21 protein-coding genes are annotated in these 20,386 nt (G+C 63.0%); 10 read left to right on the plus strand and 11 right to left on the minus strand.

Going from position 1 to position 20,386, the window contains the following annotated elements:
- Positions 1 to 22: 22 nt before the first annotated feature.
- The 5 genes from ACP7E3_RS17955 to yegS all read left to right on the plus strand — a co-directional run bounded on the left by ACP7E3_RS17955 (position 23) and on the right by yegS (position 3,658).
- A complete protein-coding gene (locus ACP7E3_RS17955; protein WP_017849390.1) occupies positions 23 to 811 on the plus strand; it encodes a ParA family protein in 789 nt (262 codons plus the stop codon).
- The gene (locus ACP7E3_RS17960; RefSeq protein WP_256823297.1) at positions 811 to 1,608 is read left to right on the plus strand and encodes a CheW domain-containing protein; all 798 of its coding nucleotides are present in this window, start codon (positions 811 to 813) and stop codon (positions 1,606 to 1,608) included. The genes ACP7E3_RS17955 and ACP7E3_RS17960 overlap by 1 nt, the downstream gene beginning before the upstream one ends.
- Before the next feature lie 80 nt (positions 1,609 to 1,688).
- Positions 1,689 to 2,171 carry a chemotaxis protein CheW gene (locus tag ACP7E3_RS17965; RefSeq protein ID WP_046382528.1) on the plus strand — a complete coding sequence of 161 codons (483 nt, stop codon included), beginning with the start codon at positions 1,689 to 1,691 and terminating at the stop codon, positions 2,169 to 2,171.
- Positions 2,172 to 2,564, plus strand: coding sequence for a DUF2802 domain-containing protein (locus tag ACP7E3_RS17970; protein WP_046382529.1), 393 nt, complete (start codon positions 2,172 to 2,174; stop codon positions 2,562 to 2,564). It abuts the gene before it with no gap.
- A gap of 173 nt (positions 2,565 to 2,737) precedes the next feature.
- On the plus strand, positions 2,738 to 3,658 hold the full coding sequence (gene yegS / locus ACP7E3_RS17975; protein ID WP_426123891.1) for a lipid kinase YegS: 921 nt from the start codon (positions 2,738 to 2,740) through the stop codon (positions 3,656 to 3,658).
- On the opposite strand, the gene ACP7E3_RS17980 is transcribed toward yegS, so the two are convergent.
- The 3 genes from ACP7E3_RS17980 to ACP7E3_RS17990 form a co-directional block, all read right to left on the minus strand.
- Positions 3,617 to 4,276 carry a response regulator transcription factor gene (locus ACP7E3_RS17980; protein ID WP_057003876.1) on the minus strand — a complete coding sequence of 220 codons (660 nt, stop codon included), beginning with the start codon at positions 4,274 to 4,276 and terminating at the stop codon, positions 3,617 to 3,619. The two genes, yegS and ACP7E3_RS17980, sit on opposite strands and share 42 nt — an antisense overlap.
- Positions 4,273 to 5,166, minus strand: a complete 894-nt coding sequence (locus tag ACP7E3_RS17985) for a sensor histidine kinase (protein ID WP_046382531.1) — start codon at positions 5,164 to 5,166, stop codon at positions 4,273 to 4,275. Before ACP7E3_RS17985 ends, ACP7E3_RS17980 begins: the two co-directional genes overlap by 4 nt.
- 279 nt (positions 5,167 to 5,445) lie before the next feature.
- Entirely contained in the window at positions 5,446 to 5,895 is a 450-nt protein-coding gene (locus ACP7E3_RS17990; protein WP_169865368.1) for a hypothetical protein, read from the minus strand.
- Between the two features lie 551 nt (positions 5,896 to 6,446).
- Here ACP7E3_RS17990 and ACP7E3_RS17995 point away from each other — a divergent pair.
- Together ACP7E3_RS17995 and ACP7E3_RS18000 are read left to right on the plus strand one after the other, a co-directional pair.
- Positions 6,447 to 7,382 carry a chemotaxis protein CheV gene (locus tag ACP7E3_RS17995; protein WP_046382532.1) on the plus strand — a complete coding sequence of 312 codons (936 nt, stop codon included), beginning with the start codon at positions 6,447 to 6,449 and terminating at the stop codon, positions 7,380 to 7,382.
- A 39-nt stretch (positions 7,383 to 7,421) separates the two neighbouring features.
- Complete coding sequence (locus ACP7E3_RS18000) at positions 7,422 to 8,228, plus strand: MOSC domain-containing protein (RefSeq protein ID WP_046382533.1); 807 nt, start codon at positions 7,422 to 7,424, stop codon at positions 8,226 to 8,228.
- A 62-nt stretch (positions 8,229 to 8,290) separates the two neighbouring features.
- On the opposite strand, the gene ACP7E3_RS18005 is transcribed toward ACP7E3_RS18000, so the two are convergent.
- The 7 genes from ACP7E3_RS18005 to ACP7E3_RS18035 all read right to left on the minus strand — a co-directional run bounded on the left by ACP7E3_RS18005 (position 8,291) and on the right by ACP7E3_RS18035 (position 17,075).
- Complete coding sequence (locus ACP7E3_RS18005) at positions 8,291 to 8,575, minus strand: pyrimidine/purine nucleoside phosphorylase (protein ID WP_017849400.1); 285 nt, start codon at positions 8,573 to 8,575, stop codon at positions 8,291 to 8,293.
- Between the two features lie 64 nt (positions 8,576 to 8,639).
- Positions 8,640 to 9,182, minus strand: coding sequence for an exonuclease domain-containing protein (locus ACP7E3_RS18010; RefSeq protein WP_079444445.1), 543 nt, complete (start codon positions 9,180 to 9,182; stop codon positions 8,640 to 8,642).
- 73 nt (positions 9,183 to 9,255) lie between these two features.
- Positions 9,256 to 11,169, minus strand: a complete 1,914-nt coding sequence (locus tag ACP7E3_RS18015) for an acetyl/propionyl/methylcrotonyl-CoA carboxylase subunit alpha (protein ID WP_426123895.1) — start codon at positions 11,167 to 11,169, stop codon at positions 9,256 to 9,258.
- Complete coding sequence (locus ACP7E3_RS18020; protein ID WP_046484819.1) at positions 11,166 to 11,933, minus strand: enoyl-CoA hydratase/isomerase family protein; 768 nt, start codon at positions 11,931 to 11,933, stop codon at positions 11,166 to 11,168. Before ACP7E3_RS18020 ends, ACP7E3_RS18015 begins: the two co-directional genes overlap by 4 nt.
- Positions 11,930 to 13,087, minus strand: a complete 1,158-nt coding sequence (gene atuD / locus ACP7E3_RS18025) for a citronellyl-CoA dehydrogenase (protein ID WP_046382537.1) — start codon at positions 13,085 to 13,087, stop codon at positions 11,930 to 11,932. Before atuD ends, ACP7E3_RS18020 begins: the two co-directional genes overlap by 4 nt.
- A gap of 517 nt (positions 13,088 to 13,604) precedes the next feature.
- Positions 13,605 to 15,221 (minus strand): geranyl-CoA carboxylase subunit beta, encoded by a 1,617-nt coding sequence (gene atuC, locus ACP7E3_RS18030; RefSeq protein WP_426123898.1) that lies wholly within the window; start codon positions 15,219 to 15,221, stop codon positions 13,605 to 13,607.
- A gap of 75 nt (positions 15,222 to 15,296) precedes the next feature.
- Positions 15,297 to 17,075, minus strand: coding sequence for an acyclic terpene utilization AtuA family protein (locus tag ACP7E3_RS18035; RefSeq protein ID WP_046382539.1), 1,779 nt, complete (start codon positions 17,073 to 17,075; stop codon positions 15,297 to 15,299).
- A 154-nt stretch (positions 17,076 to 17,229) separates the two neighbouring features.
- Here ACP7E3_RS18035 and ACP7E3_RS18040 point away from each other — a divergent pair, with 154 nt between their 5' ends.
- Together ACP7E3_RS18040 and ACP7E3_RS18045 are read left to right on the plus strand one after the other, a co-directional pair.
- Positions 17,230 to 17,853: a TetR/AcrR family transcriptional regulator gene (locus ACP7E3_RS18040; protein WP_046382540.1), complete on the plus strand. Its 624-nt coding sequence runs from the start codon at positions 17,230 to 17,232 to the stop codon at positions 17,851 to 17,853.
- Between the two features lie 92 nt (positions 17,854 to 17,945).
- Positions 17,946 to 18,734 (plus strand): substrate-binding periplasmic protein, encoded by a 789-nt coding sequence (locus tag ACP7E3_RS18045; protein WP_079444439.1) that lies wholly within the window; start codon positions 17,946 to 17,948, stop codon positions 18,732 to 18,734.
- Positions 18,735 to 18,770: 36 nt separating this feature from the next.
- Here the strand turns inward: ACP7E3_RS18045 and ACP7E3_RS18050 are convergent, their stop codons facing one another.
- Positions 18,771 to 19,322: an RNA polymerase factor sigma-70 gene (locus ACP7E3_RS18050; RefSeq protein ID WP_017845800.1), complete on the minus strand. Its 552-nt coding sequence runs from the start codon at positions 19,320 to 19,322 to the stop codon at positions 18,771 to 18,773.
- A 303-nt stretch (positions 19,323 to 19,625) separates the two neighbouring features.
- Between ACP7E3_RS18050 and ACP7E3_RS18055 the strand changes: the two genes are divergently transcribed.
- Complete coding sequence (locus ACP7E3_RS18055) at positions 19,626 to 20,378, plus strand: thioesterase II family protein (RefSeq protein WP_426123901.1); 753 nt, start codon at positions 19,626 to 19,628, stop codon at positions 20,376 to 20,378.
- The last annotated feature ends 8 nt before the right edge of the window (positions 20,379 to 20,386 follow it).

The raw sequence follows: 20,386 nt of genomic DNA on the forward strand, positions 1-20,386 counted from the left end.
CCCGCCGGGAGGAATCAACCGAATGAGAGTCTGGGCAGTTGCCAATCAAAAAGGTGGAGTCGGCAAGACCACCACCTCCATCGCCTTAGCCGGCTTGCTGGCCGAGGCGGGCAAGCGCGTGGTCGTGGTCGACCTGGACCCCCACGGCTCGATGACCAGCTATTTCGGCTACGACCCGGACGCGCTGGAGCACAGCTGCTACGACTTGTTCCTGCACAAGGGCAGCGTGCCGAGCGATCTGCCCGGGCAACTGCTGCTGCCCACCAGCAATGAAAGCATTTCCCTGCTGCCGTCGAGCACCGCCCTGGCCACCCTTGAGCGCCAGTCGCCGGGGCAGAGCGGCCTGGGCCTGGTGATCGCCAAGACCCTGGCGCAACTGTGGCAGGACTTCGACTACGCGATCATCGACAGCCCGCCGTTGCTCGGCGTGCTGATGGTCAACGCCTTGGCGGCCAGCCAGCAGTTGGTGATCCCGGTGCAGACCGAGCACCTCGCGGTCAAGGGCCTGGAACGCATGGTCAGCACCCTGGCGATGATCAACCGCTCACGCAAACAGGCGCTGCCGTTCAGCATCGTGCCGACGTTGTTCGACCGCCGCACCCAGGCGTCCCTCGGCACCTTGCGCGTACTGCGCGATGCCTACCCGGACACCATCTGGCAGGGCTATATCCCGGTGGACACGCGCCTGCGCGACGCCAGCCGCGCCGGCCTGACCCCTTCGCAGTTCGACGGTAAAAGTCGCGGCGTGCTGGCGTACCGCGCGCTGCTCAAGCACCTGCTGTCGCAACAGCTTGTGGCGCAGGTGGCGTGATGAACCGTCCTGTCGAACTCAAGGTCAAGACGCGGCCGCAACTGGCACTGGAATCCTACCTGGATGCCTTGCTGCAGGACGCGACCGAGGAAGAACTGCCGGAACCGCTGCTGGTCCTCGAACCCGCCGTAGACGCACAGAGCACACTGGATGAATTCCAGTTGGCGGTGCTGGAAGAACAGGCGCGTGATGCGCAGGTGATGGTGCCGAGTCCACCGGTCGTGGTTGCGCCTGTGCCGGTCGCACCCGTGGTGGTCGAGCCGGTGGTTGAAGTCCACCTGCCGCCGAGCATCACACCGCCGCCGGTCACCGGCGACGGCCGCCCGGCGTGGGCCGCCGAGCCGTTCGAATGCCTGCTGTTCGACGTCGCCGGGTTGACCCTGGCGGTGCCGCTGGTGTGCCTGGGCTCGATCTATTCCCTGGAAGGCCAGGAGCTGACACCGCTGTTCGGGCAACCGGAGTGGTTCCTCGGCATCCTGCCCAGCCAGGCCGGCAACCTCAAGGTGCTGGACACCGCGCGCTGGGTGATGCCCGACCGCTACCGCGATGATTTCCGCCAGGGCTTGCAATACGTGATTTCGGTGCAAGGCTACGAGTGGGGGCTGGCCGTGCATCAAGTCAGCCGCTCGTTGCGCCTGGACCCGAATGAAATCAAATGGCGCAGCCAACGGGGCCAGCGCCCTTGGTTGGCGGGCACCGTAATCGAACACATGTGCGCGTTGCTCGACGTTGCCGAACTGGCCGAGTTGATCGCCAGCGGCGCGGTCAAGTCGATGCCGGGCCAGCAACGCAGTTAATTGAACAAGATCGGCCGCACGGTTGTGCGGCCAAAGAAGCACACACGCCGTGTCCAACGGCATTTGAAGGGGTCAGGGGTATGAATAAGTCAGCGTCCGCACAAGGTTTGGATGATCCGATCCTGCAATGGGTTACCTTCAAACTGGACAACGAGTCCTACGGCATCAACGTCATGCGCGTGCAGGAAGTGCTGCGCTACACCGAAATCGCTCCGGTTCCGGGTGCGCCAAGCTACGTGCTGGGCATCATCAACCTGCGCGGCAACGTGGTGACGGTGATCGACACCCGCCAGCGTTTCGGTCTGATACCGACCGAAGTCAACGACAACACCCGCATCGTCATCATCGAGGCAGACAAGCAGGTGGTCGGGATCATGGTCGACAGCGTGGCCGAAGTGGTTTACCTGCGCCAATCGGAAGTGGAAACCGCGCCGAACGTGGGTAACGAAGAGTCGGCCAAGTTCATCCAGGGCGTCTGCAACAAGAACGGCGAACTGCTGATTCTGGTCGAGCTGGACAAAATGATGAGCGAAGAAGAATGGTCGGAACTGGAGAGCATCTGATTGTTCCTTGAAGCCGCGGTGATCGTCCTGGCCCTGTTGTGGGCCGGGACGTTGGCCTTTTTGCTGCGCTACGTGCGCCAGCAACGCGAGTGGGTGGTGCAACAGGCCGAACGCGACGCCGTGCGTGACCGACGCGTGGTGGAGTTGGCCAAGCGCGTCGATCACTTCCAGCAAAGTGCGGTGCGGGTCGGGGATGAGGTGCATGAACTGCGCGCGATCCTCGGGCCGTTGCCGGACAAGCTGGCGCAGATTGAACAGCGTGATCCCTCCAGCCTGTCTTTTGCCCAGGCGGCGAAGCTGGTCGGCATGGGCGCGACCGTGGATGAGCTGACGCAGTCGTGCGGCTTGACCCAGGCTGAGGCGCAGTTGATGAGTAAGTTGCACAAAAGCTGATTGCGCGCTGATGGGTATCTAGCGATCCAACTGTAGGCGCTGGCTTGCCCGCGCTTACAGGAAAGCAGCCTGGCGTCGCCCCTGGCCAATTAAATTGCAAACCCGATGGCTTTTTTTATCTCCTCAAAGGTCAACATCCTTCAAGCACCTTTGACCCCAGGAGAGCTCCCCCCATGACCACCCACAAAGCCCTGTTGATCCTCCACGGCAAGCAAGCCCTCAACGAGGACGTGCGCGCTGCGGTGCTGGCTCGGCGTGAGCAGGGCTGGGAGCTGGCGGTGCGGGTGACGTGGGAGGGCGGCGACGCGCAGCGGCTGGTCAACGAGGCCCTGGACGGCGGGTACACGCACATCATTGCCGGCGGCGGTGACGGCACCTTGCGCGATGTGGCCGAGGCGATGGCCCAGGCCGGGACCGACGCGAGCCTGGTGCTGATGCCGTTGGGCACCGCCAATGATTTTGCCCGCGCCGCCGGTGTGCCGCTGCAGCCCGATCTGGCCCTGGCGTTGCTGGATGTGCCGGCCAGGGCGATCGATCTCGGCCGCGTCGGCGGGCAAGTATTCCTCAACATGGCCACTGGCGGCTTCGGCAGCCAGGTCACCGCCAATACCTCCGAAGAACTGAAGAAAGTGCTGGGCGGCGCGGCCTATCTGTTCACCGGCTTGTCGCGCTTCAGTGAGTTGAAGGCCGCGTATGGCGAGCTGGAAGGCCCGGATTTCCATTGGAAAGGCGAGCTGCTCGCGCTGGGCATCGGCAACGGCCGCCAGGCGGGCGGTGGGCATGTGCTGTGTCCCGACGCACTGGCGGACGATGGGCTGCTGGACATCAGCATTTTGCCGGCCCCCCAGGAAGTGGTCGGCACCCTGCGTGAACTGATGAACAATGGCTGGGGCCTGGACACCATGTTTGTCCGCGCGCGCCTGCCGTGGGTCAAGATCAAGGTGGCGCAAGGTTTGTATATCAACCTGGATGGCGAACCGCTGCAAGGCGATGACCTGCATTTCGAGGTCGTGCCCAAGGCCCTGCGCGTCCATCTGCCGCCGGGTTCGCCCTTAGTCGTCCAGGCTGATGATCTGCTCGCGCACGGCAAATAACACCAGGCCCGCCACATCGAAAATCTGCAGGCGCTTCATGATTTGCGAGCGGTGGGCTTCCACGGTCTTGATGCTCAACCCGAGGCCGTGGGCGATTTCCCGGGTGGATTTGCCACGCACGACCAGGCGCAGGATTTCCAACTGGCGAGCGGTGAGGTTGTGGTTGTGGGCGACCGGGGAGGATGGGGCCTGATTGCGTACCAGCGCCTGGCTGATCACGGTGTGGGCAATCGCCGGGCTCAGGTAGCGCTCGTCATTGCTCAGCGCCAGCAGTGCCTGCTCCAGTTCGTTGGCGCTGGTGTCCTTGAGCAGGTAGCCATGGGCGCCGGCCTCCAGGGCACGCATGATCAGCTCCGGGTCGGTGTGCATCGACAGGATCAGCACCTTGCTCTTGGGGTAGGCCGTCTTGAGCTGGTGCAACGCATCCAGGCCGCCGGTGTGTTTCATCGACAGGTCCAGCAGCACGATATCCGGCAGCAGGGCGCTGAATGTTTCCAGCACCTGCGCGCCATCGCTGGCTTCGCCAATCACCGTGTAGCCGGGAATGTCCAGGACCAGCGCGCGGACGCCGGCCCTGATCAGTGCGTGGTCATCCACCAGGAGTAAAGTGCGGGTCACTCGAGAACCTTCAGGGGACTGGCCCGTTCGAGGGCGCGCGGCGCCCAGGGGAAAAGTGCGTCGATCCGGGTGCCTTTGCCTGGCTGGCTGCTGACGGACAAGGTGCCCCCCAGTTGATCAATCCGCTCGGACATGCCCGCCATGCCCCGTTGGCCTTCCAGGCCTGGGTTGCTGGCGGGCGAAAAGCCCTGGCCGTCATCACTGATAAACAGCGACAGGCCCTGGGGCAGGCGTTGCAGGCGAACCAGCAGGTTTTGCGCCTGGGCATGGCGCAGCATGTTGGTCACCGCTTCCTGGGTGATGCGAAAAGCGGCCACGGCCATTTCTTCGGGAATGCCGGTCAGCCGTTGCTGGCATTCCAGGCTCCAATGAATCGAGGTGTTTCCCAGGGTCTTGAGCAGGTGCGCGCGCAGGCTGGCTTCCAGGCCCAGGCTGGCCAACTGACGCGGGTTGAGAATGGCGGACACGTCGCGCACCTTGGCCAAGGTCTCGTTCAGGGTGTTGCACAGCACTGTGCATTGGCCCTGCAGGTCTTCCGGCAGGCGGCGCTTGAGCCATTCGCTTTGCAGCTTGGCGGCGGTGAGCAATTGGCCGATATCGTCGTGCAGCTCTCGGCTGAGGCGGTGCCGCTCGTTTTCCTGGACTTGCAGCAGGCGATCGGCCAGTTCCTGGGGCTGGAACTTGATCGATTTACGTGAGTTCCACTGCCGCAGGCCCACCAGCACCAGGGTGGCCACGTTGATCAGCAACACCATCAATGGCAAGGGCGTGGAGCGAGCGTAGGCCCACAGCCCCAGCAGCAGTGAGCACAGGCACAACACGAGAACCAGTCGACGGGCATTGCTGCGGGAAGCGGATTTGACGAGGAGTGACTTGAGGCTGGCGTACATAGCGGATGCTTTTCACGTTTTATGCATCATGACGTTAGGTCACTTCGAGGGCGGCATGGTACCACTTTGCTTACCGTTGGTCGCCAGGCGTCATTTGCACGGAGTGGGGGCATGCCTATTAAGAATAGTTATATGTTGGCGGTTATTTGGTATGGATTGGCTTTATAGCGCGGGCAACTTGGTTGTCGCCACTTATTGCAGGGCACATTAGTTATTCTTGTCGTTTTTGGGCAAGACGCTGGGTGAAAGCGACACCTTAGTGCTTAACGGCGCAGTCATTCATGAAACGTGGTGCAGACGCTGTTGCGGCTTATTGGTGAAGTCCTTCTGCGGGATCTGGAGAGTGACCGTCGCAATCAGTGAGGTTTGTTCACTTTCATCCAGGCTCAACTCACCGGTGCGGGTGTCGATCAACTCCAGCTGCCACGCCAGTAACGTCAGGCAGTTGTTCAAGGCATCGAGGGCCTGATCGTGCAGTTGCAAAGGGCTCTGCGCGTTGGCAATCAGGTCCTGGATATGTCGCGAGAACTCGCTGATCGCCTGCAGAGCCAGATCATCGGCCTTTTCGGCGAGCGCCGTGAGGCTGAACTTCATGCAGTCGATGGCATCGCTGTCATTACGAATCAAATGCAGATGGCTCAAGCACTCTTCCGACTTTCTCAGCAGCTTTTCGGCCTCTAGCAGGAATTCGGGAAGTGTGGTTTGCCACTCGTTCGCGCTATTCATCATGCAAGTCTCCACAGCATACGGTCGGGCGATGAGATGTCGCACTGCGTGAATAGCGTAAAACTACCGCTGAAAGATGACTGAAATCTGTAGGGCGCTTCTGAGACTTTAGTAGGACGTTTATTTGAATGATTATGCGAGGCGCGCACTGCCCTCGTCATCGGGGCCGATTGCGCAACTTCGATTGCCGACAGGTGAGTGTCCGGAAGGCCCGCGGGCCTTGGGCTTACGATGGCAAACAAAAGCCTGACTCCATTCATGCAATGAGAATGGCGTCACATTAATGGCAATTAGATATCGCGAATATCAGGTTGGGCCTGATTGTGCCTAGGGGAATCCCTTACGCAGCGGAACCTTGCGCCGATTTGAATGTCGCGCAATGTTGCTATTCTGCCCAATGAAGAGGCCTGTGCAGTAAAGCATGATGTCAGTGTGACATCAATGGATTTGCGTGGCATTTTACAGGGGTCAAGGTCTGGCGCTTGCCGCCGATAACAAGCTTAGCGAACCGCATAATCCCTTAGCGCGACCTGCGCGCATATCAGGAGCTTTTAATGGCCGGCATTCTCGACACGGTAGATCAACGCACACAATTGGTGGGTGAGAATCGCCTGGAGATTCTCATGTTTCGCCTGGCCGGGCGGCAGCTGTTCGCGATCAACGTGTTCAAGGTGCAGGAGGTCTTGCAACTGCCCAAGCTGACCCTGATGCCTCAGCGCCACCCGTTTGTGTGCGGCGTGGTCAACCTGCGGGGCCAGACCCTGCCGGTGATCGACCTGTCCCAGGCCATCGGCATGCGCCCGCTGGTGCCGGGGCCCAACAGCACCATCATCGTCACCGAGTACAACCGCTCGGTGCAGGCGTTCCTGGTGGGCGGCGTCGATCGCATCGTCAACATGAACTGGGAAGCCATCCTGCCGCCGCCGACCAGCGCCGGGCGCCAGCACTACCTCACGGCCATCAGCAAGGTCGATGACCAGTTGGTGGAAATCATCGACGTGGAAAAAGTCCTCGCCGAGATCGTGCCATACAACGCCAAGGTCTCCCGCGATAAACTCGATGACCCGATACTGGAGCGCGCCCGTGGCCGTGAAGTGCTGCTGGTGGACGACTCCAATGTCGCGCTGTCGCAGTTGCGCGACACCCTGGGCCAGTTGGGCGTGAAGATGCACATCGCCAGTGACGGCCTCAAGGCGCTGAACATGCTCAAGGCCTGGGCCGACAGCGGCCAGGTGATGACCGACAAATTGCTGATGATCTTCACCGACGCCGAAATGCCTGAGATGGACGGCTACCGCCTGACCACCGAGATCCGCAATGACCCACGCCTGCGTGAGCTGTACGTGGTGCTGCACACCTCGCTGTCGGGCAGTTTCAACGAGTCGATGGTGAAGAAGGTCGGGTGCGATAACTTCCTGTCCAAATTCCAGCCGGACAAGCTGGTGGATGTGGTGCGTCAGCGACTGATGCTGGACGAAGCGCCGGCTTGACCTTAGGGTGACGGTTTTGCCCCTCAGGAATGCAGGCTCATGCTCCGTCTCAGCGCGCTGTACCGTTACCCTTTGAAATCCGGCAAGGCCGAAACGTTGCAGCAGATCGGCCTGGACAAGCTCGGGTTGGATGGCGATCGACGCTGGATGCTGGTGGACGAAGCCAGCGGGCGTTTTTTGACGCAGCGCGCCGTGGCGACGATGAGCCAGCTGTCGGCGCTGTGGAACCGCAGCGGTGGCCTGACCCTCAGTTCGCCTGGCTACGCAGCGCTGGACGTGGCGTTGCCCGGCAGCGAGGCTGAACTGCGCGGTGTGACCATCTGGCGCGACACCTTGCGCGTGCCGGATGCGGGCGATGCCGCCGCCGCCTGGGTCAGCGACTTTATCGGCAAGCCGACGCGGCTGGTCCACATCCCCCTGGAGCGCGCGCGCACCACACAAGCCGGTTATGGCAAGGACGATGATCAGGTCGCGTTCGCCGACGGTTACCCGTTGCTGCTGATCGGCCAGGCCTCCCTGGACGACCTGTCCCGGCACGTCGGTCGGCCCATGGAAATGCTGCGCTTTCGCCCCAACCTGGTGATCGACGGTGGCGATGCGTTCGCCGAAGACGGCTGGAAACGCCTGCGCATCGGCGATGTCGAGTTTCGCGTGGTCAAGCCGTGCTCACGCTGCATTCTGACCACCATCGACCCGCAGACCGGCGAGCGCAGTGCCGACCGCGAACCGTTCGTGACGCTGGAGGCCTATCGCAAGACCGAAGACGGCGCGATGTTCGGCCAGAACCTGGTCAACGATGGCGTGGGCCGCCTGGAAGTGGGCATGCCGGTGACTGTCCTCGAATAATGCGCCCCCAAAAAAAATGCCCGTCTCCTGCGAGACGGGCATTTTTTTCGCGCGGGAATTGCTTAGCCGCGGTATTCGCACAGGTAAGCGGTGTCCACGGCGACCTTCAGCTGGAACTTGCTGTTGGCCGGAACGTGGAACAGGCTGCCGGCGGCGAAGGTTTCCCAGGTGCTGCTGTCGGGCAGCTTGACGGTCAGGGCGCCGGATACCACGTGCATGATTTCACGCTGGGCGGTGCCGAATTCGTATTCACCCGGGGCCATGACGCCGATGGTCGCCGGACCTTCTGCGGTGCCGAAAGCGATCGACTTGACGGTGCCGTCGAAGTACTCGTTGACTTTAAACATGGGCGAATCCTCGGAAAAAGGGTCTGGAAAGGTCGGCCAGTATGCCCAAGGGCAAGGGAGCTGCCTAGACCGGCAAAATCAGCGGTAACAGGCGTGCGGTGTTGCGCGCATCTTCCAGCGCCCGGTGTTGCTGGCCATTGAACTGCATTCCCGCCAATTGCAGGGCGCTATTGAGCCCCGTTGGCTTGTCCAGGCGCCGGGCCTTGGCGAAGCGTTGCTTGAGGTTGATATGGGGCGTTTGGGCCAGCGCGCTGCTCAGGCCATGGCGCTGCCACTCCAGCTCGAGCTGCTGGCGATCGTAGTCGCCCCAGCTGGCCCAACCTTCCAGGTGTGCCTGATGCTGGCCCAGCCAGCGCTCGAACAGCGCCCACACTTCGCCGAAAGGCGCGGCGCTGTCCATGTTCGCCTGGGTGATATGGGTCAGCTTGCGGCAGAAGGGCGTCAGCAATGGACGCCGCTGCGGTCGCACAAAACGCTGGAAATGATCCAACTCGCGGCCCTGGCGGTTGACCAGGCTTGCGCCGATCTCGATGACTTCCATCTCCGTCACGGGCCAGCCGCCGTCATCCGTTGTGGCTTCAAGGTCAATAATCAGCCAATGAGGCATCGTGCAGGTTCCCGTACTCTTCCCGTCCTGATGGGGATAGAGCGTAGCCCGGCCGCGTAGTTCCGCCCAGGCTTTATTCGATCTCCAGCAACACCTGGCGATTGCGCACCTGATCGCCAGCCATGACCTGCACGGCCTTGACCACACCGTCGATGCCGGCCTTCAGCGGATGCTCCATTTTCATCGCTTCGAGCACCAGCAGCAGTTGCCCCTGGGTGACGCGTTCACCGGCGCGCACGCGCACATCGACGATGGCGCCGTCCATCGGCGCCTCGACCCTGCCGCCGCCGGCCGGGAGCTGGCGGTTGGCAACGTGGTGGTTGCGGTTGGTCACGCTCACGCCCGGTAGCCACAGCTGGGCACCGTCGAGGTGGTAGGCACTGCGGCGGCGGATGCCGTTGATCACTGCGGTGACCCAGCGGCCGTCGCTGCTGAGGTGGCGGATGTCGATGCCGTTGGCCTGCAGGTGATGGTCGGCGAGGACGCTGACCGTGATGTCCTGGACCGCATCGTCGACGGCCAACTGATAGCTCCACGGCACGTCAGCGCCGTTACGCCACCCCGATAAGGCCGGGGCATGGGTCTGAGCGCTGTGTTGATAAAACAGCGCGGCGGCCAGGGCCAACTGTTCGGTGGATGCGCGGGGGTGGCGGATCTCGCTGAAGTGTTCGGCGATCAACGCGGTGCTGAAGTCGCCGTGGATAAACTTCGGGTGCTTGAGCAGGTCGGTCAACAGCTGCTGGTTGCTCGCCACGCCCAGCAGCACCGTGTCCTCCACGGCGCGCAGCAGCTTGCGCCGCGCCTCCTCGCGGGTGGCGCCATGGGCGACGATCTTGCCGAGCAGCGGGTCATAGAACGGGCTGATGCGCTGGCCTTCGAGAACGCCGTGGTCGACCCGCACGCCCGCGGCCGGTTCCCAGCGCAACACCGCACCGGTTTGCGGCAGAAAGCCCTGGGCCGGGTCTTCGGCGTACAGGCGCACTTCCATGGCGTGGCCGCTGAGGCTGACCTGCGCTTGCTGTAACGGCAGCGGTTGGCCGGCGGCAATTTGCAGTTGCCAGTCGACCAGATCGAGGCCGCTGATCAGTTCGGTGACTGGGTGTTCGACTTGCAGGCGAGTGTTCATCTCCAGGAAGTAGAACCGGCCGTCGCGGTCGAGCAGGAACTCCACCGTGCCGGCGCCGACGTAATTCACCGCACGCCCGGCCTTCAGCGCCGCGTCGCCCATGGCCTGGCGCAGGGCCGGGGTCATCACCGGGCAGGGCGCCTCTTCAATGATTTTCTGATGGCGGCGCTGGACCGAGCAGTCGCGTTCGCCGAGGTGGATCAGGTTGCCGTGGCTGTCGCCGAACAGTTGGATTTCGACGTGGCGCGGTTCGATCAGCGCCTGTTCCAGGATCAGTTCGTCACTGCCGAATGCATTCAGGGCTTCGGAGCGGGCGCTGCGCAGTTGCTCTTGCAGGTGTTCGCGCTGATGCACCAGGCGCATACCTCGGCCGCCGCCGCCGGCACTGGCCTTGATCATCAGCGGGAAGCCGATGCGTTCAGCTTCTATTTGCAATGTGGCGTCGTCCTGGGCGCTGCCTTGGTAGCCGGCGACGCACGGGACGCCGGCCTCGAGCATGGCGAGTTTGGACCGGCGCTTGCTGCCCATCAGTTCGATGGCCTCGACGCTGGGGCCGATGAAGGTCAGCCCGGCGTTTATGCAGGCGCGGGCGAAATCGGGGTTTTCAGAGAGAAAGCCATAACCGGGGTGGACCGCGTCGGCACCCGTGCGTTGGGCTGCGCTGAGAGTCGCCGGGATATTCAGGTAGGACTGCTGCACCGGCGCCGGGCCGATATTCACGGCTTCGTCGGCCATCTGCACGTGCGCAGCCTGGGCGTCGGCGTCGCTGTAGACCGCTACGGTGCGATAGCCCAAGGCCTGGGCGGTGCGCTGGATGCGGCAGGCGATTTCGCCGCGGTTGGCGATCAGGATCTTGTTCATTCGGCCCACCGTGGCTTGCGCTGTTGCACAAAGGCCTGGGTGCCTTCGATCCCTTCTTCGCCCGTCGCCGCCTCGGCGAACCACGCGGCGGCCTGATCCAGCAACGGCCCCAGCGGTTGCTCCGCGCTGGCCAGCAGCAAGGCCTTGGTCCGCCCATTCGCCCCCGGCGCGCAACGCAATACCTGGCCCAGCACTTCATCCAGGCGTTCGGCCAATGCCTGCGGATCGCGCTCGACAAAATGCACCACGCCCAAGCGCTCAGCCTCGACCCCGTCGAACCGCGCCGCCGTCAGCGCCAGCCGGCGCGCGTGCGTCAGACCGATGCGCTTGACCACAAACGGCGCGATCTGCGCCGGCAGCAAGCCCAGGCTGGTCTCGGGCAAGCCGAACTGCGCCTGGTGATCAGCCAGCGCAATATCACTGACGCACGCCAAACCAAAGCCACCGCCCAGCACCGCGCCTTGCAGCACCACGATCACCACTTGGGGCACGGCTTCAACTTCCTGCAGCAAGGTGCCGAACGCGCGGTTCAGCGCCTGCAATTGCGCCTTGTCGCTGGCGCCGAGCAGGTCTTTCACGTCCGCCCCGGCACAGAAATGCCCGGCCGCGCCGCTGATCACCAGCGCGCGCACCTGATCGTCCAACTGCGCCAGCACCGCGCGCAGTTCATTGACCATCTCCAGGCTCATCGCGTTGCGGCTTTGCGGACGGTTGAGGGTGATGTGCAGCACCCCGTTATGGGGTTCGAGCAGCAGGGTGTTCATGGTTTTTTCCCCGGCAGGGTGCCCATCAGTTTGCAGATGATGCCCAGCATGATTTCGTCGGCGCCGCCGCCAATCGACACCAGGCGCATATCGCGATAGGCGCGGGCCACCGGGTTGTCCCACATAAAGCCCATGCCGCCCCAGTATTGCAGGCAACTGTCGCTGACTTCGCGGCCCAGCCGCCCGGCCTTGAGCTTGGCCATGGAGGCCAGGCGCGTCACGTCCTGGCCTTTGATGTACTGCTCGGTGGCCTGGTAGACCAGGGCGCGCAGGCATTCGATTTCGGTGGCCAGTTCGGCCAGGCGAAAGTGAATCACCTGATTGTCGATCAGCGCTTTGCCGAAGGTCTGGCGCTCCTTGCAGTATTCGATCGTGCTGTCGATGCAGGACTCCAGGCCCTTGATCATATTGGCCGCGCCAAACAGGCGTTCTTCCTGGAATTGCAGCATCTGCATCATGAACCCCGCACCTTCATGGCCGATGCGGTTGCGTTGCGGCACACGCACGCCGTCGAAGAACACCTGGGCGGTCTCGGAGCTGTGCATGCCGAGTTTTTCCAAGGGCGGGCTGACGCTGATCCCCGGTGTGTTCATCGGCACCATGATCAGCGACTTATTGAGGTGCGGCTTGTCGTCGGAGGTGTTGGCCAGCAGGCACATGAAGTCGGCGCTCGGCGAGTTGGTGATCCACATTTTGCTGCCGTCGATCACGTAGTCGTCGCCGTCCTTGCGTGCCTGGGTCTTCAGCCCGGCCACATCGGAACCGGCGCCGGCTTCCGAGACGCCGATGCAACCGACTTGCGCACCGCTGATCGCCGGGCGCAGGAATTCTTCGCGCAGTGCGTCGCAGCCGAAGCGGGCGAGGGCGGGGGTACACATGTCGGTCTGTACGCCGATGGACATGGGGATGCCGCCGCAGCGGATGCTGCCGAATTCTTCGGCGGCGACGATGGAGTAGCTGTAGTCCAGGCCCATGCCGCCGAATTGCTCGGGTTTGGAGATGCCCAGCAGGCCGAGGTCGCCGGCCTTGCGCAAGATATCGTGGATGGGGAAGCGGCCGGCTTTTTCCCATTCGTCGACGTGGGGGTTGATCTCGCGGTCGACGAAGGCGCGGACGGTGCGGCGCAGTGCCTGGTGTTCCTGGGTGAAGATCATTTTTTATTGTTCTCCGTGTGGGCGTTCTTCGGGTGTGCATGGCTCCATCTGTGGGAGCTGGTTTGCTGGCGGTCTTACAGCGGGTAGATATCCAATGGGCTCACCTCGCTCGAAATTGGGCTCACCTCGCTCCAAATGTGGGAGGGGGCTTGCCCCCGATGGCGGCCTCTTGGCCGACCATTTTTTTGGGTTGAGTACATATCCGTTTCTTTGGTAACGGCTGCTATGGGTTCCGCTCTTACAGCGGGTCACTTTTGGAAAAGAGCCCCAAAAGTAACCAAAAGGGCTCTTGCCCCACCACTCGGCACCTCGCCTAGGCTCGGTGTGCCCGAACGCAGGCTTGAATCCGTGGGCCGCCGTCATGGGCCATCCCTGGCCCAGGACGGCTAACCCGGCGTCCTGCCGGGTTACCCACGGATTCAAGCCTGCGTTCGGCCAGCGTGGTTTGACGGGGCGCCTAAGATCAAGATCAAGATCAAAAGCAGAGCAACAGCAGGGTTTTGTTGCCTTGATGACTTTAGAGCCGTGCTACGCCAAAGCTGTTCGGTTGCAATGTCCGCATGTCGGCTTCATGGCAAATATCCAGCAGGAACCCCAGCAACGTGCGGGTATCCCTTGGGTCGATCAGGCCGTCATCCCATAGGTTTGCGCTGCCGTACAGTGCGGTGGATTGGCTGTCGAGTTTCTGTGCGGTGACTTGTTCCAGCATGTCGAGCATCTTGGGGTCGGGGGTCAGGCCGTCTTTCCGTTGTTTGGCTTCGGTGACGATGCGCAGCACTTTGCCGGCCTGGGCGCCGCCCATCACGGCGGTGCGGCTGTTGGGCCAGGCGAAGATGAAGCGCGGGTCGAGGCCGCGGCCGCACATGGCGTAGTTGCCGGCGCCGTAGGAGCCGCCGACCACCACGGTGAGTTTGGGCACACGGGCATTGGCCACCGCCTGGATCATCTTCGCGCCGTGCTTGATCACGCCTTGCTGTTCCGCCTCGGTGCCGACCATAAAGCCGGTGGTGTTGTGCAGGAACAGCAGCGGCGTGCGGCTCTGGTCGCACAGTTGGATGAATTGCGCGGCCTTGCTGGCGCCCTTGGGCGTGATCGGGCCGTTATTGCCGATCACGCCGACGGCGCGGCCCTGGATGTGCAGGTGGCCGCACACGGTATGTGCGTCGAACTCGCCCTTGAACTCGAGGAAGTTCGAACCATCGGCCAGGCGTGCGAGGATTTCGCGGACGTCGTAGGGTTTTTTCGGGTCGTCGGGGATCAGCCCGAGCAGTTCGTCGATGGGGTACAGCGGCTCGGCATACGTGCGTTTGGGCATCGACGGCAGGCGCTCGTTCCACGGCAGCAGGCTGACGATTTCGCGCACGATCCGCACCCCGTCGGCATCGTTTTCCGCCAGGTATTCCGCGGTGCCGGCGATTTGCGCGTGCATCTCGGCGCCGCCCAGTGCTTCATCGGTGGCGACTTCGCCGGTCGCGGCCTTGAGCAGCGGCGGGCCGGCCAGGAACAGCTTGGCCTTGCCGCGCACCACCACCACGTAATCCGACAGCCCCGGCTGATACGCGCCGCCCGCCGTGGCCGAGCCATGGACCACGGTGATCTGCGGCAAGCCCATGGCCGACATGCGCGCCTGGTTGGCGAAGCTGCGCGCGCCTTCGACGAAAATCTCCGCCGCGTAGTTGAGGTTGGCGCCGCCGCTTTCGGCGAGGGTCACCACCGGCAGTTGGTTTTCCATCGCGATCTGTTGCAGGCGCAGGGATTTCTTCAGGCCCGTGGGGGAAATGGTGCCGCCCTTGATCGCGCTGTTATTCGCCACCACCAGCACGCGCACGCCGCTGACGTAACCGATTCCGGCGATCAACCCGCCGCCGGCGGCGCTGCCGTCCTTGTCGTCATGGAGTTTGTAGCCGGCCAGGCTGGCCAGTTCCAGGAACGGCGCGCCAGGGTCCAGCAGCAGGTTGAGGCGTTCACGCGGCAGCAATTGCCCGCGTTTGTCGAACTTGGGCTTGGCTTCCTGCGCCTTGCTCAACAGGTTCTGCTCCAACAGGCGCAGTTGCTGCAGGCTCGCCAGCAGCGCTTCGCGGTTGCGCACAAAGTCTGGGCTGTGGGCGTCGATCAGGGTTTCGATCACCGGCATGGTTTATGACTCCCCTTTGAGGACATCCGGCAGGTCGGCTTTGAAGATCGAGTCGAAGGCCACGGCAACGCTCCTTTACGTGAGTTGATCGGCGATGTGCTGCGGCACGGCGATGGGGATTTCCAGCAACTGCTGGGCAAAGGCCTTGCCCTGCGGGTCGATGCGCAGGCTGGCGATGCCGCCGCCGCCCAAGGCGTTTTCCAGCAGGAAGTTGAGGCTGTGGCTGCCGGGCAGGTACCAGCGTTCGACGCGACCGTGGACCGGGTCGAGCACGTGGCCCATCCAGTCGACGACCACGGCGGGGGTCAGGGCTTCGGCGATCCACGGCAGGTACGCCGGGTCGCGGGCAATCACCCCGATGTTGCTGTGGTTGCCCTTGTCGCCGGAACGGGCCACCGCGAGTTTCACCAGGGGCACGCTGGCATCGGCGCGGCCTTGGGGTTTGGGCGGTTCGAGGGCGGCGGCCGGCGTGCCCAGTGCGTGGCTGGCCGGAAGCGCGCAAGCGTGGCGTTCACCCTGCAAATCAATCGCCAGCTCACAGGACGATTTATCGATCAGGAACGAAAACAGTCGAATCAACGGATACACCGTCGGCCGCCCGCCGACGATGCCGGTCAGCCCCGGTGCCATGCCGGTGGCGGCCTGGGCGATTTCGCGGGCGAACAGCACCAGCGCCGGCTTGCTCGGGTGGCGCACCGCCAACTTCACCACCACCTCGCGGCAGTCCCGGCGTCGCGCATGCGCGCCGTAGGTGGCTTCGCTGCCGAGCAGTTCGATGTTCACCTCGGTGTAGGGCGCCCAACCGCGCTGGCTGAACAGCTCCGACGTCTTGTCGATAATCGCCTGGGCGACCCGCTCGGCCTTGGCCACCGCGTCGATCCCGGCGATCAGGCAACTGGCGGTGCAGCGAAAGCCATCCGGGTAAGTGGCGCTGACCTTGTATTGAGCGGTCGGCGGCAACCCCTTGGCACCGTGCAGACGCACACTGTGTTTGCCTTGCTGCTGCAATTTGACCTGGCTGAAATCGCAGATCACATCGGGCAGCAAGTAGGCGCGCGGGTCGCCGATTTCGTAGAGCAGTTGTTCGGCCACGCTCAGCTCGCTGATCAACCCGCCGCTGCCCGCGACTTTATTCACGGTGAACTGGCCGTCGGCGCTGACGTCGACGATGGGAAAACCGATGTGCTCGTAATCCGGCACGTCGCGCCAGTCGGTGAAGTTGCCACCGGTACACTGCGCGCCGCATTCGATGATATGCCCGGCCAGGGCGGCCTGGGCGAGGCGGTCGTAGTCCTGCCATGACCAGTTGAATTCATGCACCAACGCAGCGCTGACCACCGCGCTGTCGACCACCCGCCCGGTGATGACGATATCCGCCCCCAGCTCAAGCGCGCGGACAATGCCCGGCGCGCCGAGGTAGGCATTGGCGGACACGCACAGCGGCGGCAGCGGCGCGCCGTTGAACATGTCGACGCTGCCGCGCAGGTGTTTGAGTTGGGGCTGCAGGTCATCGCCCAGCAGCACGGCGATTTTCAGCGGCAGTTGCGCCGCGTCGCAGGCCGCTTGCAGGGCGGCGGCGCAGGCCTGGGGGTGGATGCCCCCCGCGTTGCTGATCACGCGGATGCCCTGGCGTTGGATCTCGGCCAGCAGCGGCGACAGCACCTCGACAAAGTCCGTGGCGTAGCCGGCCTGGGGATCTTTGATCCGCGCAGCGGCGAGGATCGACATCGTGACTTCCGCCAGGTAGTCGAACACCAGATAGTCCAGCTTGCCGCCGTGTACCAACTGGGCGGCGGCGGTGCAGGTGTCGCCCCAGAAGGCGCTGGCGCAGCCGATGCGAACCGTCTTGCTCATGAGAAATCCTTCCTCGAATGGCTGGCGACGAGACTACCAAGCAAGCGCTTGGTTTGTAAACTCCGGGCACAAGTTTTCAGCCAAGCGCTTGCTTGGCTGGCAGGCACGGCCTAAATTGCCGCCCAAGATGTCAGCAGACGTAAAGGAGAGCAGCATGGATGAGCACAAAGCCCTGCGGGTGATGCGCGCCATGGTCGACGGCGGCCAATTGACCGACCCCGACAGTGCCCGGGGCAAGTTGCTGCAAACCGCGGCTCACCTGTTTCGCAACAAGGGCTTCGAGCGCACCACCGTGCGCGACCTGGCCGGTGCCGTGGGCATTCAGTCCGGCAGCATCTTTCATCACTTCAAGAGCAAGGACGAGATCCTGCGCGCGGTGATGGAAGAAACCATCCGCTACAACACTGCGCTGATGCGTGCGTCGCTGGAAGAGGCGAGCACGGTGCGCGAGCGCGTGCTGGCGCTGATTCGCTGCGAATTGCAGTCGATCATGGGCGGCAGCGGCGAAGCCATGGCGGTGTTGGTGTACGAGTGGCGTTCGCTGTCGGCCGAGGGCCAGGCCCAGGTGCTGGCCTTGCGTGATGTCTATGAAGCGATCTGGCTGCAGGTGCTGGGCGAGGCCAAGGCCGCCGGCTATATCAAGGGGGATGTGTTTATCGCCCGGCGCTTCCTCACCGGTGCCTTGTCCTGGACCACCACCTGGTTCCGCGCCGAGGGCAGCTTGACCCTCGAGCAGTTGGCCGAAGAGGCGTTGTTGATGGTTTTGAAGGCTGATTGAGGCGCAAGCTATTAATTTTCCGGTGGAAGTTGTCTCGCCAGACAAAAACGCCTAGCTTATTGCCATCAGCAGGTTAAACGGTGTGTGCCTTAATGTTTTCGCCATGGCGACTGGCTGCAGGACTTACTTTATGGGCACTGGGCACCGTTGCGTGGATGCCGGCTTCGGCTGCGCAATTGGTGAGGATCGGCGCTGCGCATTTTCCGCCGTACACCGTGCGCCCCGAGCAGGGCGCCGACACCGGATTACTGCCGCAGTTGGTCGAAGCCCTGAACGCCTCGCAAACCGATTATCAGTTCGTGTTGGTGCCGACCTCGATCCCGCGACGCTTTCGCGATTTCGAGCAGGGCCGGGTCGACGTGGCGATTTTCGAAAACCCCGACTGGGGCTGGCAGAAGATTCCTCACACCACGGTCGACATGGGCCTGGAAGATGCCGAAATCTTCGTCGCCCAGCGTGAGCCCGATCGCGACCAGAATTATTTCGCCAGCCTTGGCGGCAAGCGCCTGGCGGTATTCAGCGGTTATCACTACGCCTTCGCCAACTTCAATGCCGACCCCAAGTTCATGGCCGAGCACTTCAACGCGACGTTGACCTACTCCCATGACAGCAACCTGCTGATGGTCGCGCGCGGTCGCGCCGATATCGCCCTGGTGACCCGCTCGTACCTGAGTGATTTTCTGGCGCGCAACGTCGACATGGCCGCCCAGTTCCTGATCTCGGAGCGCGTCGACCAGGTGTACCACCACTACGCGTTGCTGCGGCCCAAGGCGCCGATCAGCAGCGCAGCGTTTGCCGGCCTGCTCAAACGTTTGCGCGATGACGGCGAGCTGTTGAAGATATTCGAGCCCTATCGCATCGATGTGACGGCGGTGCCCTGAGGTTTCGGGAGACCAGGCTTCGCGCCGGGGCGAGTTTCAGAGCCGCCGTGCAAATGTATCGCTGTGACTGCCCGACACCTTGCGGCAATGCACCAGCGCATCGCGAATCATGAAGTTGACCAGGGTCGGCGAGACGCCGAGTTCCTTGGCGATGTCCTTTTGCGGCACGCCGTGCAGGCGGTACATCTCGAACGCATAGCGGGTGCGCTGGGGCAGTTCCGTCAGGGCGTCGGCGATGTTCTCCAGGGTGTTGAAATTGATGTGCGAAGTTTCCGGTGACGCGCCCTGAATCACCACATTCAAGCCTTCCTCTTCGGTCCCCGAATATTTGAGCTCCAGGGCCTGCTTGCGATAGTGATCGATCGCCAGGTTGCGCACGATCTGGAACAGATAACTCAATTGCGCCTTGAACGATGAGGTGATCGTCGGCGCCGATTGCAGCCGGAAGTAGGCATCCTGCACGACGTCTTCGGCCCGGGAGCGGCAGCCGGTAATACGTGCTGCGATCTTTACCAGAATCAGCCGATTATCGACGAATGCCTGGAGCAGCGGTGAGTCGCACCTGCCTGTGGATACTTGTTCCGTCATGGAAATCACCTTGATCGCAAAAGAGGTTAGGGGAGGGCGTCCGTGCTGAGGCCTCCTACACATCGGGCAACAAATTATGCTGAATGATAATTATTGTCAAATGAGAAGTCTGACTGATTTTGTCCGTGGGCTGAAGGTGTGAACCCCGTCTCGCTCGTCCACGACGACTAATTATTTGGCAGCGCCGTCCGTTCTTCTGGGTGACAGGTTCGTTGGTAAAACGGCCAAGGATCAGCACCCGCAGGAGGGCGAGATGGGTTTTTATCGTGCATATGGCGCGTTTCAGGTGGGGGGCGTCGAGCGATGAGCGCGCCGACTCGACTGCGCCTGTTCTGCCTGCCTTATTCGGGGGCCAGCGCCATGGTGTACGTGCGTTGGCGGCGTGTTCTGCCGGACTGGTTGCAGGTGTGCCCGCTGGAGTTGCCGGGGCGCGGTATGCGGATGGACGAGCCGTTGCAATGCGACATCGGCGCCTTGGCCGCGCAGTTGGCGGATGAAATCAGTCGTGACCTGAACGGCCCCTACGCGTTGTTCGGCCACAGCCTTGGCGGCCTGCTGGCGTTCGAGCTGGCGCACGCGCTCAAAGCGCGCAACGTGCCTGCGCCGCTGGCGCTGTTTGCGTCCGGCACCGCCGGCCCGGCGCGGCGCGACGTCAGCGAGTACGCCCGCGAAAAGACCGATGAGCAACTGATCGCCCGCTTGCGCGACCTGCAAGGCACCGCCGAAGCAGCCCTGGCCAACCGCGAATTGATGCAGTTGATGCTGCCGATCCTGCGCGCCGACTTCCTGTTGTGTGGCAGCTTCGCCTATGGCCGACGCGAGCCGCTGGGCATGCCGATCCATGTGTTCGGCGGCAAGCAGGACAGCGTGCGCGCCGACCAGTTACTCGACTGGCAGGCAGACGCCGCCAGCGGGTTTTCCCTGGACCTGTTCGACGGCCACCACTTCTTTCTGGTGCGGCACGAAAGCGCGGTGCTGCGCTGTGTGCGGCGCTACGCCGAGGAACACCTGGCGCGCTGGCGCAATGGCGCGGCGCGGCGACTGACCGCCGGCTGAACCCTTCC

Origin of the sequence: Pseudomonas sp. PSPC2-3, assembly GCF_049898265.1 — a bacterium.
In the GTDB taxonomy this organism is placed as follows: domain Bacteria; phylum Pseudomonadota; class Gammaproteobacteria; order Pseudomonadales; family Pseudomonadaceae; genus Aquipseudomonas; species Aquipseudomonas veronii.

Coding starts and splice junctions, on each gene's coding strand:
- ACP7E3_RS17955 (WP_017849390.1), top strand. CDS start 23: ATGAGAGTCTGGGCAGTTGCCAATCAAAAAGGTGGAGTCGGCAAGACC.
- ACP7E3_RS17960 (WP_256823297.1), top strand. CDS start 811: ATGAACCGTCCTGTCGAACTCAAGGTCAAGACGCGGCCGCAACTGGCA.
- ACP7E3_RS17965 (WP_046382528.1), top strand. CDS start 1,689: ATGAATAAGTCAGCGTCCGCACAAGGTTTGGATGATCCGATCCTGCAA.
- yegS (WP_426123891.1), top strand. CDS start 2,738: ATGACCACCCACAAAGCCCTGTTGATCCTCCACGGCAAGCAAGCCCTC.
- ACP7E3_RS17985 (WP_046382531.1), bottom strand. CDS start 5,166: ATGTACGCCAGCCTCAAGTCACTCCTCGTCAAATCCGCTTCCCGCAGC.
- ACP7E3_RS17990 (WP_169865368.1), bottom strand. CDS start 5,895: ATGATGAATAGCGCGAACGAGTGGCAAACCACACTTCCCGAATTCCTG.
- ACP7E3_RS17995 (WP_046382532.1), top strand. CDS start 6,447: ATGGCCGGCATTCTCGACACGGTAGATCAACGCACACAATTGGTGGGT.
- ACP7E3_RS18000 (WP_046382533.1), top strand. CDS start 7,422: ATGCTCCGTCTCAGCGCGCTGTACCGTTACCCTTTGAAATCCGGCAAG.
- ACP7E3_RS18005 (WP_017849400.1), bottom strand. CDS start 8,575: ATGTTTAAAGTCAACGAGTACTTCGACGGCACCGTCAAGTCGATCGCT.
- ACP7E3_RS18010 (WP_079444445.1), bottom strand. CDS start 9,182: ATGCCTCATTGGCTGATTATTGACCTTGAAGCCACAACGGATGACGGC.
- ACP7E3_RS18015 (WP_426123895.1), bottom strand. CDS start 11,169: ATGAACAAGATCCTGATCGCCAACCGCGGCGAAATCGCCTGCCGCATC.
- ACP7E3_RS18020 (WP_046484819.1), bottom strand. CDS start 11,933: ATGAACACCCTGCTGCTCGAACCCCATAACGGGGTGCTGCACATCACC.
- atuD (WP_046382537.1), bottom strand. CDS start 13,087: ATGATCTTCACCCAGGAACACCAGGCACTGCGCCGCACCGTCCGCGCC.
- atuC (WP_426123898.1), bottom strand. CDS start 15,221: ATGCCGGTGATCGAAACCCTGATCGACGCCCACAGCCCAGACTTTGTG.
- ACP7E3_RS18035 (WP_046382539.1), bottom strand. CDS start 17,075: ATGAGCAAGACGGTTCGCATCGGCTGCGCCAGCGCCTTCTGGGGCGAC.
- ACP7E3_RS18040 (WP_046382540.1), top strand. CDS start 17,230: ATGGATGAGCACAAAGCCCTGCGGGTGATGCGCGCCATGGTCGACGGC.
- ACP7E3_RS18045 (WP_079444439.1), top strand. CDS start 17,946: ATGTTTTCGCCATGGCGACTGGCTGCAGGACTTACTTTATGGGCACTG.
- ACP7E3_RS18050 (WP_017845800.1), bottom strand. CDS start 19,322: ATGACGGAACAAGTATCCACAGGCAGGTGCGACTCACCGCTGCTCCAG.
- ACP7E3_RS18055 (WP_426123901.1), top strand. CDS start 19,626: ATGAGCGCGCCGACTCGACTGCGCCTGTTCTGCCTGCCTTATTCGGGG.